Here is a 14,485-nt window from a genome sequence, read left to right on the forward strand (position 1 = left end):
GTTCAACCCTGCGTGGTGTTTTCTGGGGAGCTTGGTTGGCGTGGTTCGAAGCTGTTCAACAGCCCAAGCCAACTGTCGTTCTGCTTGCCATTGAAGTCGGCCTGACTGGTCGTGGAGAAAACCAGAATGCGCCCAGGCGCGACCTCGAAAGCCGCCTGCCGTTGATAGACCGGCCTGCCATCCTTGAGGTAGTAGCCATCGACCTGAATACCTGCCTGGGGCTGGCTTGAAGACAGGCTGGCTGGCTTCTTGCCGAGGATGGTGTAGCCGCGCAATTTGGATGCGATCAACTTCACCTGTCGCTCGATATAGGCTTTGAGGTCCTCGCCAGGCATCAGGTTGTCACGCGAGAGCGTAATATTCAGCGGGGCTGGGATACTGTCCCCCAGGATAAACATATTGACCGTGCGATCCTGGAAGCCTTCCGGCAACGTGATAGATCCTTCCTGCAGCTGATAGTCCATTGTCTGAGTGTTCCATGAAAACGTGAAAAAGATATGAGCCTTACTGAGCGGTCACTCCGGCCAGCATGGCGTCGAATGCGATCAGCCAATCGGCCAGTTGCGATTGGTCCGGGTTGATTACCGTAGACACATTTAGCCATTGCCGTTTGTTGCCGTCCGCCGAAGCGATAATCATGCACACGGCACGGCCGTGACGGCGCTCCTGGCCTGCGTTGAACTGGTAGTCGAGACTGATTGCCGGGTGGCCAGCCAACAAGGCTTCGGCTTGACGCACCAAGGTCAATTCTGCATGGCGCTCACGCAGCTTTTTAATAAACAACTCGACCGCATTATCAATTTCAAGCCCCTCTGGGGCAGGGCGGCGGCGGGCGCTGAATTGTACATAACAACCGGCAAACTCCAGCGTTGTCTCAATATCACGAAAAGCGAAACCTTGAGGCATCAACAAATTCAAGCCGGCAATACGCAGTGCGTTCTGCTCTACATCCATTGGTAGTTGCGGCGGCGGCGGTGCAACCTCTAGCGTAGCTTGCACTGCAATGCGTGCTTCCTCAGCCTGTTGCCGGGCAAGCGCCTCCGCGGCCTCTCGCCTCTGCGAAAGTCTGTCGTAGATATTTCCCCTGATCATCACGCTTCGCCCTACTCGTTGATGTCGACCCGGTCACCTTTGACAAAGGTGTTCTTGCCCAGAATGTCGATGCTGTCTGCTTCGATAGTGATGCCATCCGGTTTGAGGGTTATCTTGCTAGTGCCGACTTGCAGCAGGATGCTCTCTTTGGCGCTCACCTGGATGAACTTGTTATCCACCTGCAAGGTGTAAGCCCCCTCCTTGACGTTCACCACCGTATCTTTCTTGATAATTTCCGTGTGCGTGCCACCTACTGTAATCGTCCGGTTGTTCCCCACATCATGGGTCTCATCCAGCTCGATCTCGGTATCCATGTTGCGCTCGGCATGCATGATGATCTGCTCGGCGCCGGCCTTGTCCTCGAAGCGGAAGAAGTTGGCGGTACCGCCGTCGCCCTTCATCGACCGGGTCAGGAAGCCACTCTGGGTCTTGTTTGCCGGCAGCGACCATGGCGGGGTGTTGGTGCTGTTGTACAGGCTGCCCATGATCAGCGGGCGGTCGGGGTTGCCGTCGAGGAACACCACCACCACTTCGTCGCCTACACGTGGGATCTGGATGCTGCCGAAGCCACCGCTGGCACCGGACTGGGCGACGCGTACCCAGCACGAGCTGTGGTCGTTGTACTTGCCATTACGGTCCCAGTGGAACTGGATCTTCACCCGGCCCAGTTCGTCGGTGAAGATCTCCTCACCCGGTGGGCCGACGATGATCGCGGTCTGCGGGCCGGCGATGGTCGGCTTGGGCGTGCTCAGCTGCGGGCGGAACGGGATCTTCTTGCGCACGCAACTGAAGGTGTTGAAGTAGCTGGCCTGCTGGCCGGTAAGGTAGTTGTTGTGGCCTTCGCTTTCCACGCTCATCAGCAGGAACTGGCGGTCTTCTACCGGGCCCTGGTCGTGGATGTAGTGCTGCAGCAGCTCGAAGGTGTAGCCCGGCTTCATGGCCCGACAGTTACTGGCACCTTCGAACTTCTTGCCGCGCAGCTCCAGCGCCTCGATGCGCAGGCGCAGCAGGGTTTCGCCCTCGTCGTAGGTGCCGTGGGTGTACTGGCCGGGGAAGTCGTAGATCTCGAAGTTCTCGACATCGCCCTGCTTGTTCACGCTGTTCAGCGCCACCGGCAGGCGGTTGTTGGGCTGGCGGTAGTCGAAGGTCTGCGTGGCCATCTTGCCGGACTGCAACTGGCGGTTGCCGCTCCACTGGGTGATGGAGTCGGCAGTCTCGGTGACCGAGGCGCTGTGGAAGCGGATTTGCGGTTGCTCGGGGATGTCCACCAGCGTGCTGGAGTCATCGCAGATGATCATGGTGTGGCCTTCGGCGGTGTGCTCGAAGTAGTAGAACATCCCCTCTTCCTCCAGCAGGCGCTGGACGAAGTTGAAGTCGGTTTCACGGTACTGGGTGATGTAGGTGTAGCGCTTCTGCGGACGGGTCAGGCGGAACTCGTGACGAGAGAACGCCGGGCACAGGGCGAACACTTCGGTAACCACTTCCTCGACCGTGTTGCCCTGGAAGATCCGCGTGTCGAAGCGGTTCTTCAGCATCGAGAACCACGGGTTGAGGGTTGCGGTATAACGCGCCATGCCGCCGTCGCTACCAATGCTGGCAAAGCGTGTGAGGTAGCCGGTTATGTAGCGCGGGCCGCCTTCGGCCAGTTCGATCTCGATGCTGACATGCTGGCCCATCATGGATTTGAGCGGCACGCCGGAGTCTTCGCAGACCAGCAGCAGTTCGTAGTTGAACGCCCGCGACAGGGCTTCGGTGCCCTTGAAGGTTTCCAGCAGCAGTTCCTGCTCGGGGTTGGCCAGGTTGTGAAACTTGAACAGGCGGCGGTTCTGCGGCGACAGCAGCGCGGAGGCCAGGTCCATGATCATGCGAAATCTCCTTGAAAACACGGCCAGCACGCGCTTGCGATGCTCAGCTGCAACCCTGATCTTGCGGGCGTATTCTGCATGCGCGCATAACGCGCGTGCTCTGCGGAATCATGCGACTGCCTGCAGAAAGGAAAGTGCCATCATGCATTGAAATTAATGCGACATGGTTCACATTCCCGAATGCCAGGCAGGCAGAAAGGCCCAAAGGAAACACCGGCAAAAGCTGCCCTGTCAACTCACTACAGGCCTAGAAAACCGGGCAATACCGCCCTGCAAGGCAATGTCATATCGCCATCTTTGATATTCCTCACTGGCGCCCGGAAGCGCCCCGGCTATCGCCGAACGGCCCGTCGCAGAAGGTCCTTGAGGTGTCGATCAGAGCCCATGCCTGACAGCTCCAACTCGAACTGTCTCGCTACCTGACGCATCAGCTCCACTGGCGGAGAAAAATGTTTCATAACGTGGATTGGTTCAAATTTTTCGCCACTGGCCAATTCCGGCAAATGGCCATCGCGAACGCGGCCGTAATGGCACTTGCGGGACGCGGTCAATGATGACCGGGTGTGCTTCAAGCCGGATCACTACATTCAAGTTGGTAAGCCCAGGTGATTAACATGAAACCTACTACACCACTCGAGTATGTAGACAAAGCGCTCGCACTCGCCATTGACCGCCAAAATCGCCCCCCTGGCTTTACTGTCTACGCCACCGTCATCGATCAACTGAAGTACATCAGGGCCGTGTTCGACGGTACGGAGAAGGATAAATCGAAGCTGCACAGACTGACGATTGGTGCTATCGCGGCTAAAGAATTTGAACCCACGGACGAAGCCCTCGCCGAGGCATTGCTTCATGTTTATTACATTGCAAAGCAATCCGCCAACGGCCTGAAGATTCGCCTGCCTGGAGAAAAATAACTACCGAGGGGACGCGGACCGCCAAAAGCATTCAGGCTTCGTGTTTTTCTCAATCCATCAGCGCAGCGCTAATACTCCTCACTCGCCGTTCGCTCTGACAGCAAAAAGCCTGCTGCTGAACCGGTTGCTCACTGACAACGCCCCGTGCAGGCAGCAGCAGAGACTAGACCGATGCAGAAAGGAACGCAGAGGCTACCGTGAAGAATCATGCCGAACTCCATGTACGATCCCCGTTCCTTTTCAAACTGGCGGGCATTGGCCTGGCCCTTTGCCTACTGGCCGTAGGGGCACTTGGCGTCTACGTGCTCTGGACTGAAATCGTCCCGCTTTACGGTCGTATCTGGAGGCATGCACCGGTCGTGGAAACGCCCCTGATGTCATTCTTCTCGATCGCGGCATTGCCGTTCACGCCGATAATGGTGGCGGGATGCTTGATCGCCGCCTGGACCGGTCAGAAATTCGACCCGCCCAAAAAGTCCTGGCTCTACGCGTTCCAACTACGCTCGATGCAATTGACGGGTGCACTCATGGTCGTAGCGCCTGTCATGATCGCGCTGACCACTGCCACACTCTCCGCCAAAGGCTACTGGTCGTGCCCCAAGCTGCGCATCTCGGGTTCTGGATGGCAAATGTTCTGGGTTAACGATGAGCGCGTGTGCTTCACGCCAGACAGCTACATCAACGATAACTGGCCATGCAAGATCGTGGGCAAGCAGAACATCTGCGTCCAGGTGGATGGCCGCTAGCTGCTTACCTCGAAGGCGCTTCCCAGCATGAAATTCAACGACACCTACACCAGCCGCGAGCACCGCTTTTCGCTAGGGATAGAACTGACTTCACAGCAGTGCTACCTGTCGATCCCGGTCAGCAACGCACTGGCCGATTACGAAGAGTATTACTGTATCGACAAGGCCCGATACACGGCATGGCTACAGGATCCATCGGCTGCACTGCCCATGGTCGTCCGATGCCGCCGCCGCGAACTGGACCACCTCTTGATGATGCAACCTGGCACCCAGCGAGGCACGGCTGCCCCCTGCACCTGGGATCTGACCGAAATCTCGGCGGTACTGGCACGAGCAGCAACCTTGCTGCTGCGCGATGGTGGTTACTCAAGCTGGGCCAACACGCTCCTAGGCTACCACTCACGGGTGCACAGCGACCCCGAGCAGGTCCGTTTGAGCGTTTTCGAAATGCCCTACGGCATGGGCACGCTCAGCGATGCCGTCCTGTATGAAAACGGCTCGCTTTTGATCGAGGCCACCGATGAATTACACGCCTTGCTCGGGTGGTTGCGGGAGTGGGGAATCGAGGGTCGCATGGCCGCTGCAAAGCCGCTGTAGCAACCCATGCCAAACCGCTTTAACGCGGCATATTCCGTCGCATTGCCATCATTGAAACGTGTCGCGATGACAGTCGAATGCCATCACCTCGACGCCAAAAAATGAGACCCGCTTCACTTTTTGAAAAAAACTTTTTACGCCAATTTTTACCGACCTTTTAGTACTTCCGCCCCCTGACTTTAGGGGCCAAAGTCCCATTTCCCGTACTCGAAACCCTTCACCAATGGCATGGCGCCATCATTGCGTCACATCACAAAACAGGGAAAAAATCGCCCCCCTCGCGGGAACTTCTTCCGCAGCGAGGTGCCCTACTCGGCATTGCTGGCAACACGATATTCATGTGCCAGCACTCAAGTTTGCCGCCGTCGAGAGGCGCAATTTCAGGTCCACGCCATTGGCGTTTCAGGACGATCAAGCAGGCACATGGACGATGCACCGATGACACAGACATTCGATGTCGAAGCACTGATCAAGCTGCGTAGCCAGACGCGGGCGATCTCCGATGCGCTGAAGGCGCAGGCGGCGGATTACCTCGCCACCGTGGCACCGCTGATCCGTCCGCAAACCCTGTTTGGCGAATACCTGCAAGGCGCCCAGCGCAGCAGCGGGCGCGAAACCCAGGGCCACTTCCAGGCCCTGGTCGAACTCTACGAACGTATCGGCTCGGCCGCGCCGTTCCAGCTGGTCACCGAGCTGGAAGTACCGCTGAACCTGATCAGCACCACCCCCGAACTGTTCCCGCTGGAATACGACAAGGCCCTGGAGCACAGCGGCCAGGTCATCCGCATCACCAGCCCGACCCGCTGGGTGGTGGGCTTCCACGCCTTCGACCTGGCGCGGTTTCGCAACGTCATCAAAGACCCCAACCGCAGCAGCGCCGAGCTGTACCGCTTCGTGGTGCACTACCTGGTGCTGTTCTACTGCCTGAGCAAGTCGCCTGGCCTTGGCCGGCTGTTCGAGGGCCTGCGCTACAACCTCAGCTTCGAGCGCCTCAAGGGCTTTGGCGACCTGCCGTTCTGCGTCATCAGCTCGCCGGTGCGCTCTGAACTGCCCGACGACTCGGTCATCCGCAGCAGCACGCAGATTGCCGGCAACACCAGCTTCGAAGAGCTGGTGGGCCGCGACAACATCCTGGAAATGAACGACGAAATCCGTCAGCGCCTGCTGCTGACGATCGAAGGACTGTAACGCGCAGCGCCCGGCAACGGGCCGCGCAATGATTCGCAGCGAATTGCTCGCACTGGAGAACACGATGGCGAAGAAGGAAAGCACTCAGCACAAACTCGACCGCGTTCGCGCGCCTCGGGTCCATATCACCTACGACGTGGACATCGGCGATGCCATCGAGAAAAAGGAGCTGCCCTTCGTCGTCGGCGTACTGGGCGACTTCTCCGGCAACCCGCTGGAGCCCCTGCCCAAGCTCAAGGACCGCAAGTTCGTGTTCATCGACCGCGACAACTTCAACGGCGTGCTCAAGGGCATCAAGCCACGCCTGACCTACCGCGTCGACAACACCCTGGCCAAGAACGGCACCCAGCTGGGCGTGGAGCTGAACTTCAACAGCCTCGAAGACTTCGAGCCACAGAACGTGGTCAAGCAGGTGGAGCCGCTGCGCAAGCTGCTGGAAGTGCGCAACAAGCTGGCCGACCTGCGCAACAAGATGGGCGGCAACGACAAGCTCGAAGAGCTGCTGATGGACGTGCTGCAGAACACCGAGAAGCTCAAGACCCTGGGCAAGGAATTCGGCCGTGAAGCCGAAGTGAAAGACCCATCCAGCAGCGATCGCGCCTGAGCAGGAGCCCGAACATGACCGACAAGCAAACCGCACCGCAACAGGCCGGCGACCTGGTCGAAGTGGAAAACTTCGCGCCACAGGCATCGTTGCTCGACAGCATCATTTCGCAAAGCCGCGTGGCCCGCTCCGACACCGAGCGCAACCGCACCCGCGACCTGATTGGCGAACTGGTGAACCAGGTGCTCGAGGGCGAGATGACCCCGAGCAAGGACCTGATCGCCGTGCTCGATTCGCGTATCGCCGAGATCGATTCGATGCTTTCCGAGCAGATGAACGAAATCATGCACGCCCGTGAGTTCCAACAGCTGGAAGCCTCCTGGCGCGGCCTGAAATACCAGGTAGACCAGACCGAGACCAGCACCACGCTGAAGATCCACCTGCTCAATGCCTCGAAGAAAGACCTGGTACGCGACCTGAAGGCCGCCAGCGAATTCGACCAGAGCGCGCTGTTCAAGAAGGTCTACGAAGAAGAGTACGGCACCTTCGGCGGCGCGCCTTTCGGCATGCTGATCGGTGATTACGAGTTCAACCGCAACCCCGAAGACATGTACCTGCTGGAGGAGATCTCGCACGTCGCCGCAGCAGCCCATGCCCCGTTCATTTCGGCCGCCTCCCCCGAGCTGTTCGGCTGGGACTCGTTCACCGAGATGTCCGGCCCGCGTGACCTGGCGAAGATCTTCGACACCGTGGAATACGCCAAGTGGAAGTCGTTCCGCGCTTCGGAAGACTCGCGCTACGTCGGCCTTACCCTGCCGCACGTGCTCGGTCGCCTGCCGTATGGCCCGGACACCACCCCGGTGGAGGAATTCAACTTCGTCGAAAGCGTCGATGGCCGCGACCACAACAAGTACCTGTGGATGAACGCTGCCTATGCCCTCGGCACCCGCGTTACCGATGCCTTCGCCCGCTACGGCTGGTGCGTGGCCATCCGCGGCGTGGAAGGTGGCGGCCTGGTCGAAGGTTTGCCAACCCACACCTTCAAGACCGACGACGGCGAAATCGCCCTCAAGTGCCCGACCGAAATCGCCATCACCGACCGCCGCGAAAAAGAGCTGTCGGACCTGGGCTTCATTCCCCTGGTGCACTGCAAGGGCACCGACTATGCCGCGTTCTTCGGCACCCAGTCGGCGCAGAAGCAGAAGCAGTACAACACCGACATCGCCAACGCCAACGCGCGCCTGTCGGCCCAACTGCAGTACATCTTCGCCACTTCGCGCATCGCCCACTACATGAAGGCCATCATGCGCGACAAGATCGGTAGCTTCGCCTCGCGCATGGATGTGGAGCGCTTCCTCAACCAGTGGCTGGCCAGCTACGTGCTGCTCGACGACACCGCCAGCCAGGAAGCCAAGGCCAAGTTCCCGCTGCGCGAAGCCCGCGCCGAGGTGTTCGAAGTGCCGGGCAAGCCAGGTGTGTACAAGGCCGTGACCTACCTGCGCCCGCACTACCAGCTGGATGAGCTGACCGCTTCGCTGCGCCTGGTTGCCGAGCTGCCACAGGGCGCGCGCGGCTGACAGGCCGGTGTGTACAGGGATGACACATGAGTAACCAGGCCCGCCTGCTGCCCTCGCTGCTCGACCGACTGCTGGACGACCGTCCGTACCAGTCGGCCGAGCCAGCCGTGCAACGCACCTGCTCGTTGAGCGAGTACAAGGCCAGCATCGTCCGTGACCTGGAGGTACTGGTGAACACTCGCCAGAGCCTGGTCGCCGAAGAGCTGGAGGGCTACAGCCAGCTCGGTGGCTCCATCCTCGAATACGGCATGCCCGACTTCATCAGCCGCAGCGTGCTCGACCCGCATGATCGGCGCCTGATCCAGCAGCAACTGGAGCGGGCGATCAGCACAGGGGACCGGCGCTTTCGCCGTGTCCGCGTGCAGCTGCTGGCCCAGCAGAACGGCCACCGCATGTTGACCTTCCGCGTGGACGCCGTGTTGCGTCTGCAGGACATCAGCCGCCAGGTGTCATTCGACGCCGTGCTGCAGGTCAACACCCAGGAATACAAAGTGCAGAACCTCAACTGATGCTCGACGAACTGCTGCCCTACTACGAAAAGGAACTGTCGCACCTGCGCTTCCTCGGCCAGGAGTTTGCCGCGCAGTACCCGAAAATCGCTTCGCGGCTGTTGATCGAGGGTGACAACTGCGAAGACCCGCACACCGAGCGCCTGATCGAAGCGTTCTCGTTCCTGTCTGCGCGGGTGCACAAGAAGCTCGATGACGAGTTTCCGGAAATCGTCGAATCCTTCCTTGAGGTGCTGTACCCACACTACCTGCGCCCTACCCCATCGATGTCGATTGCCGAGCTGAGCCTGGGCAAGCACGAGAAAGTCACCGAAGCCTACCGGGTGGCGCGCCATACCGAGATGCATGCCAATGCCGTGGAAGGTGTGGTGTGCAAGTTCCGCACCTGCTACCCGGTAGAGCTGTGGCCGATTGCCGTGCAGCAGGCCTCGTTCGCCGAACTGGAGCGTTCGGCCTTCAACGGCCACAGCGCCGACCTGGTCGCACGCCTGCGCATCCGCCTGGCAGCCACCGGCGATGCCCTGTTCGGGCAGATGGAACTGGACCGCCTGCGGTTCTTCCTCGACGGCGAGGCGACCCTGATGCTGCAGCTGTACGAGCTGCTGTTCAACAACCTGGCCAAGGCCACCCTGAGCTTCCAGGACCAGGGCCGCAGCCGCGAAGTGGCCTTGCCGGCCGATGCCCTGAAAGCCGTGGGCTACGCCCGTGACGAAGGCCTGGTGGACTACTCCGAGCGCTCGTTCCTGGGCTACCGCCTGCTGCACGAGTACTTCACCTTCCCCGACAAGTTCATGTTCTTCGACCTGAACGGCTTTGCCCGCATTCTTCAGGGCAAGGCCATCGAGCAGGTCGAGATCAACTTCTATTTTTCCGACTACGACCTCAGCGAGCGCCTGGCGCGGCTGACCCAGAACATCGGGCGCAACAACTTCAAGCTCAACTGCACACCGATCATCAACCTGTTCCGCCAGCAAGCCGAGCCGATCAAGCTGACCCACACCCAGCACGAATACCCGGTCACTCCCGATACACGGCTGCACAACGCTGCCGAAGTCGTCTCGATCGACCGCGTACGGCGGGTGCGCAAACTCGGCGGCATCGACCAGGTCGCCACCTGCCACCCGTTTTTCGAACCCCGTGGCGAGCAGAACCCGCACAGCAGCTTCTGGGTGGCGCGCCGGCGCATCCAGGGTGACGCCACCGCCATGAGCATCCGCGTGGTCGACCGCGACCTGGAGCTGATCGACGCCAGCAGCGACACCCTCAGCATCGGCCTTACCTGCAGCAACCGCGATGTACCGCTGATGCTGCCGTTCGGGGGCGAACGTGGTGACTTCAACATTCCCGCCAACTCGGTGATCAAGGATATCCGCTGCCTGCGCAAGCCCACCGCCACGGTGCGTGTGCCCCTGGGCAAGGGCCTGATCTGGCGGTTGATCGCCCACCTGTCGCTGAACCATATGTCGCTGGTCAGCCAGGGCCGCGAAGTGCTGCTGGAGCTGTTGTCGCTGTACAACTACCGCAATGTTTCCGCCATTCGCAAACAGATCAACGGCATCAAGGCGATCAGCAGCGAGCCGGTGGTCGCACGCATCGGCCACCCGCGGCCGAACTTCGTACGTGGCGTCGGCATCACGCTGACCCTGGATGAAAGCCAGTTCATCGGCAGTGGCGTGTACCTGTTCGGCATGGTGCTGGACCACTTCTTCGGCCAGTACTGCTCGATGAACAGCTTCACCCAACTGACCCTGCGCACCCAACAACGAGAAAAGAGAGTCGTCCAATGGCCAGCACGCACCGGCGATCAGCCCCTGGTCTGATCGATCAGGCCCGAGCCGAGCCGCACCGATTCGAATTCTTTCAATTGGTGCGCCTGCTCCGCCTGCACTACAGCCGTACCGGGCGCATGGACCTGGCAACCCGGCCGCACGAAGACCCGCTGCGTTTTCGTACCCAGCTTTCGCTGGCGTTCCCGGCCAGCGAGGTCAGCGACCTGCACTTCGAGCGCGAAGGCAAGGTGTCGCCGGCCGGCTTGCCGCTGTCGGAAGTGCAGGTCACCTTCATGGGCCTGGTCGGGCCGTCGGGCGTACTGCCGCGCCCGTATACCGAGCTGCTGCTGGAGCGCCACGTGCAGTATCGCGACGATGCCGCCCACGCGTTTCTCGACATCTTCTCGCACCGCATGACCACGCTGTTCTACGAGGCCTGGCAGAAGTACAAATTTCATATCGAGCACGAGCGCAATGGCACTTCGGGCTTCGATGGCTACCTGCTCAACCTGGTCGGCCTCGGCCCGCGCGCGCAGCAACTCAAGTTCGAGCAGCAACCAACCGCGCTGCGCCGCGAGCTGTTCAGCTACTTTGCCGGCCTGCTCAGCCAGAAGCCGCGCAACGCGTTGAACCTCGAACGCATGCTCGGCTTCTATTTCTCGCTGCCGATCAAGGTCCGCCAGTTCGCCGGGCGCTGGCTGCACCTGCAGCCCGAACAATGCACCCAGCTTGGCCGCCGCAATGCCCAGCTCGGCCACAGCGCCGTAGCCGGCAACCGGGTCTGGGACTACCAGTCGTGCATCCGCATCGAGCTGGGGCCGCTGAGCCTGGCCGATTACCAGCGCTTCCAGCCGGGCACCGCGTGCTACCGCAAGCTGGTCGAGCTGGTGCGCTTCTATATAGGCGCCGAACTGGATTTCGAAATTGCCCCGCGCCTCAAGCGCGAGGCGGTGCCACGCGCCCAGCTGGGCCGCAGTGGCAATGTCGCCCTGGGCTGGCTGGGCTGGCTCAAACGCCCTGGTCGTGACGCGGAGCCTTCGCGTTGCGCCGTCTTCCACATTCCTTACGATGGGGTCGCCTTGTGAACCTGAAGTCTCTGTTCGCCAAGCTCAACGAAACCAGCCGCACGGCCACGGAAAGCGCGGCGGCCCTGTGCCTGTCGGAGCACCATTACGACGTGGAGGTGGAGCATCTGCTGCTGCAGTTGCTCGATAACAGCGACAGCGACCTGGCGCCGATCCTGCGCCACTACGAAGTAGTCGCCGAGCGCTTGCAGGCGCAGCTGGTCACGGCCCTGGGCACCTTCAAGAAAGGTAATACCCGCACCCCGGCGCTGTCGCCGCACATCACCCGCATGATCGAACAGGCCTGGTTGCTGGCGTCGATCGAATACGGCGTCGGCCAGGTGCGCAGCGCTCACCTGCTGCAGGCCCTGCTCGACGATGCCGAACTGCGTCGCGTGGTGATCGCCTCGGCGCCGGAGCTGGAGAAAATCAACGCCGATGACCTGCGCCTGAACCTTGCCGCGCTGGTGGAAGGCAGCGCCGAGTCCCGGCAGGCCAGCCCGCTGGCCAGCCCGGCAGCGCCAGTGAACAGTGCGAGCAAGGCCGGCGGCAAGACCCCGGCGCTGGACCAGTACACGGTCAACCTCACCCAGAGCGCCCGCGAAGGCCGCATCGACCCGGTGCTGGGCCGCGAGTTCGAAGTAAGGCAGATGGTCGATATCCTTACCCGTCGCCGCCAGAACAACCCGATCCTCACGGGCGAGGCCGGGGTCGGCAAAACCGCCGTGGTCGAAGGCCTGGCCCTGCGCATCGCCCAAGGTGACGTGCCGGCGGTGCTCAAGGATGTGGCCCTGCACACCCTCGACCTGGGCCTGCTGCAGGCCGGCGCCGGGGTCAAGGGCGAGTTCGAGAACCGCCTCAAGGCAGTGATCGAAGAGGTCAAACGCAGCCTGCACCCGATCATCCTGTTCATCGACGAAGCCCACACTTTGATCGGTTCCGGTGGCCAGGCCGGGCAGAACGATGCCGCCAACCTGCTCAAGCCGGCCCTTGCCCGTGGCGAGCTGCGCACCATCGCCGCCACTACCTGGGCCGAATACAAGAAGTACTTCGAGAAGGACGCCGCCCTCGCCCGCCGCTTCCAGGTGGTCAAGGTGGAAGAACCCGACGAAGACAAAGCCATCCACATGCTGCGCGGCCTGCTCGGCAAGATGCGCGAACACCACAAGGTAGCGGTGATGGACGAAGCGCTGGTGCAGGCCGTGCGCCTGTCCAACCGCTACATCACCGGCCGCCAGCTGCCCGACAAGGCGGTCAGCGTGCTCGACACCGCCTGCGCGCGCATTGCCCTGGCGCAATCGTCGCAACCTGGCGCCCTGGAAGACTGCCGCCGCCAGATCGACAACCTGCAGGCCGAAATCGCCGTGCTCGGCCACGAAGCCGGCAAAGGCCACGACCACACTCGCCGCCTGGGCGAGCTGCAGGCTGCCCTGCAGGCCGAGCAGCAGCGGGAGCAGCAGTTGAACACGCAGTGGCAACAGGAGCTGGAACTGGTCGAACAGCTCAAGGCGCTGGACGCCGCCAGCGAGGCCGATGCCAAGCAGCTCAACGCCCTGCGTGCCGAACTGGCCCGCGTGCAAGGCGACCAGCCTCTGGTCCATGCCCTGGTCGACAGCGGCGCCATCGCCCAGGTCATCAGCGGCTGGACCGGTATCCCGCTGGGCAAGATGCTGCGTGACGAGATCGACACCGTGCAGCGCCTGCCGGCCCTGCTTGGTGAGCGCGTGCTGGGCCAGGACCACGCCCTGCACGAAATCGGCAAGCGCATCAAGATTTCCCGCGCACGCATGGAAGACCCGAACAAACCGATCGGTGTGTTCCTGCTGCTCGGCCCCAGCGGCGTCGGCAAGACCGAAACCGCCCTGGCCCTGGCCGATACCCTGTACGGCGGTGAACGCAACCTCATCACCATCAACATGTCCGAGTACCAGGAAGCCCACACCGTTTCGAGCCTCAAGGGCTCGCCTCCGGGCTATGTCGGCTACGGCGAAGGCGGCGTGCTGACCGAGGCGGTGCGTCGCAAGCCGTACAGCGTGGTGTTGCTCGACGAGGTGGAAAAAGCCCACCCCGACGTGCTCGAACTGTTCTTCCAGGTGTTCGACAAGGGCGTGCTGGACGATGGCGAAGGCCGCGAGATCAATTTCCGCAACACGGTGATCATCCTCACTTCCAATACCGGTACCGAGCGCATCATGCAGACCTGCCTGAACGCCACCGAGCTGCCGACGCCCGCAGCGATCGTCGAAGACCTGCGTGACCAGCTCAACCATGTGTTCAAGCCGGCCTTCCTCGGCCGCCTGAGCATCGTGCCGTTCTACCCGGTGCAGGACCAGATCCTCGAGCGCATCGTCGCCCTCAAGCTCGAACGCATCGCCAAGCGCTTCGCCCGCAACCACCAGGCCGAGCTCAGCTACGACCAGGCGTTGGTCAAGGCCATCGCCGCGCGCTGCACCGAGGTCGACAGCGGTGCCCGCAACATCGACAACATCCTGTCCCAGACCCTGATGCCCGAGCTCGCCCAGCGCGTGCTCGAGCGCATGGCCCAGGACACGCCGATCCAGCGTCTTGCGATCGAGCTGGGCAGCGATGGCGATTTCGCCTATCGCGTGGCCTGACC

Annotated in this window: 13 protein-coding genes; 10 read left to right on the top strand and 3 right to left on the bottom strand. The window is 61.4% G+C overall.

The window, feature by feature from the left end; translation table 11 throughout:
- Window positions 1-2 precede the first annotated feature (2 nt).
- The 3 genes from GYA95_RS10300 to GYA95_RS10310 are packed head-to-tail and all read right to left on the bottom strand — an operon-like array spanning window position 3 to window position 2,957.
- Window positions 3-464 carry a DcrB-related protein gene (locus GYA95_RS10300; RefSeq protein ID WP_015270485.1) on the bottom strand — a complete coding sequence of 154 codons (462 nt, stop codon included), beginning with the start codon at window positions 462-464 and terminating at the stop codon, window positions 3-5.
- 40 nt (window positions 465-504) lie between these two features.
- Window positions 505-1,092: a DcrB-related protein gene (locus GYA95_RS10305; protein ID WP_043935662.1), complete on the bottom strand. Its 588-nt coding sequence runs from the start codon at window positions 1,090-1,092 to the stop codon at window positions 505-507.
- Window positions 1,093-1,103: 11 nt separating this feature from the next.
- Window positions 1,104-2,957 carry a type VI secretion system Vgr family protein gene (locus GYA95_RS10310; RefSeq protein ID WP_015270487.1) on the bottom strand — a complete coding sequence of 618 codons (1,854 nt, stop codon included), beginning with the start codon at window positions 2,955-2,957 and terminating at the stop codon, window positions 1,104-1,106.
- 614 nt (window positions 2,958-3,571) lie between these two features.
- Here GYA95_RS10310 and GYA95_RS10315 point away from each other — a divergent pair.
- The 10 genes from GYA95_RS10315 to tssH all read left to right on the top strand — a co-directional run bounded on the left by GYA95_RS10315 (window position 3,572) and on the right by tssH (window position 14,483).
- Entirely contained in the window at window positions 3,572-3,874 is a 303-nt protein-coding gene (locus tag GYA95_RS10315; protein WP_015270488.1) for an immunity protein Tsi6 family protein, read from the top strand.
- A 197-nt stretch (window positions 3,875-4,071) separates the two neighbouring features.
- Window positions 4,072-4,620: a hypothetical protein gene (locus GYA95_RS10320; protein WP_015270489.1), complete on the top strand. Its 549-nt coding sequence runs from the start codon at window positions 4,072-4,074 to the stop codon at window positions 4,618-4,620.
- A gap of 27 nt (window positions 4,621-4,647) precedes the next feature.
- Window positions 4,648-5,217, top strand: a complete 570-nt coding sequence (locus tag GYA95_RS10325) for a hypothetical protein (protein ID WP_015270490.1) — start codon at window positions 4,648-4,650, stop codon at window positions 5,215-5,217.
- A 438-nt stretch (window positions 5,218-5,655) separates the two neighbouring features.
- Window positions 5,656-6,405 carry a hypothetical protein gene (locus GYA95_RS10330; protein WP_043936170.1) on the top strand — a complete coding sequence of 250 codons (750 nt, stop codon included), beginning with the start codon at window positions 5,656-5,658 and terminating at the stop codon, window positions 6,403-6,405.
- A 64-nt stretch (window positions 6,406-6,469) separates the two neighbouring features.
- Window positions 6,470-7,009 (top strand): type VI secretion system contractile sheath small subunit, encoded by a 540-nt coding sequence (gene tssB / locus GYA95_RS10335; protein ID WP_012272397.1) that lies wholly within the window; start codon window positions 6,470-6,472, stop codon window positions 7,007-7,009.
- Window positions 7,010-7,023: 14 nt separating this feature from the next.
- Complete coding sequence (tssC, locus tag GYA95_RS10340; protein ID WP_015270492.1) at window positions 7,024-8,526, top strand: type VI secretion system contractile sheath large subunit; 1,503 nt, start codon at window positions 7,024-7,026, stop codon at window positions 8,524-8,526.
- 26 nt (window positions 8,527-8,552) lie between these two features.
- Window positions 8,553-9,035 carry a type VI secretion system baseplate subunit TssE gene (tssE, locus tag GYA95_RS10345; RefSeq protein WP_013972749.1) on the top strand — a complete coding sequence of 161 codons (483 nt, stop codon included), beginning with the start codon at window positions 8,553-8,555 and terminating at the stop codon, window positions 9,033-9,035.
- Complete coding sequence (gene tssF / locus GYA95_RS10350; protein WP_161551386.1) at window positions 9,035-10,855, top strand: type VI secretion system baseplate subunit TssF; 1,821 nt, start codon at window positions 9,035-9,037, stop codon at window positions 10,853-10,855. The genes tssE and tssF overlap by 1 nt, the downstream gene beginning before the upstream one ends.
- Complete coding sequence (gene tssG, locus GYA95_RS10355) at window positions 10,819-11,889, top strand: type VI secretion system baseplate subunit TssG (protein WP_015270493.1); 1,071 nt, start codon at window positions 10,819-10,821, stop codon at window positions 11,887-11,889. The genes tssF and tssG overlap by 37 nt, the downstream gene beginning before the upstream one ends.
- Entirely contained in the window at window positions 11,886-14,483 is a 2,598-nt protein-coding gene (tssH, locus tag GYA95_RS10360) for a type VI secretion system ATPase TssH (protein WP_015270494.1), read from the top strand. Before tssG ends, tssH begins: the two co-directional genes overlap by 4 nt.
- The last annotated feature ends 2 nt before the right edge of the window (window positions 14,484-14,485 follow it).

Source organism: Pseudomonas asiatica, from assembly GCF_009932335.1.
Lineage (GTDB): Bacteria > Pseudomonadota > Gammaproteobacteria > Pseudomonadales > Pseudomonadaceae > Aquipseudomonas > Aquipseudomonas asiatica.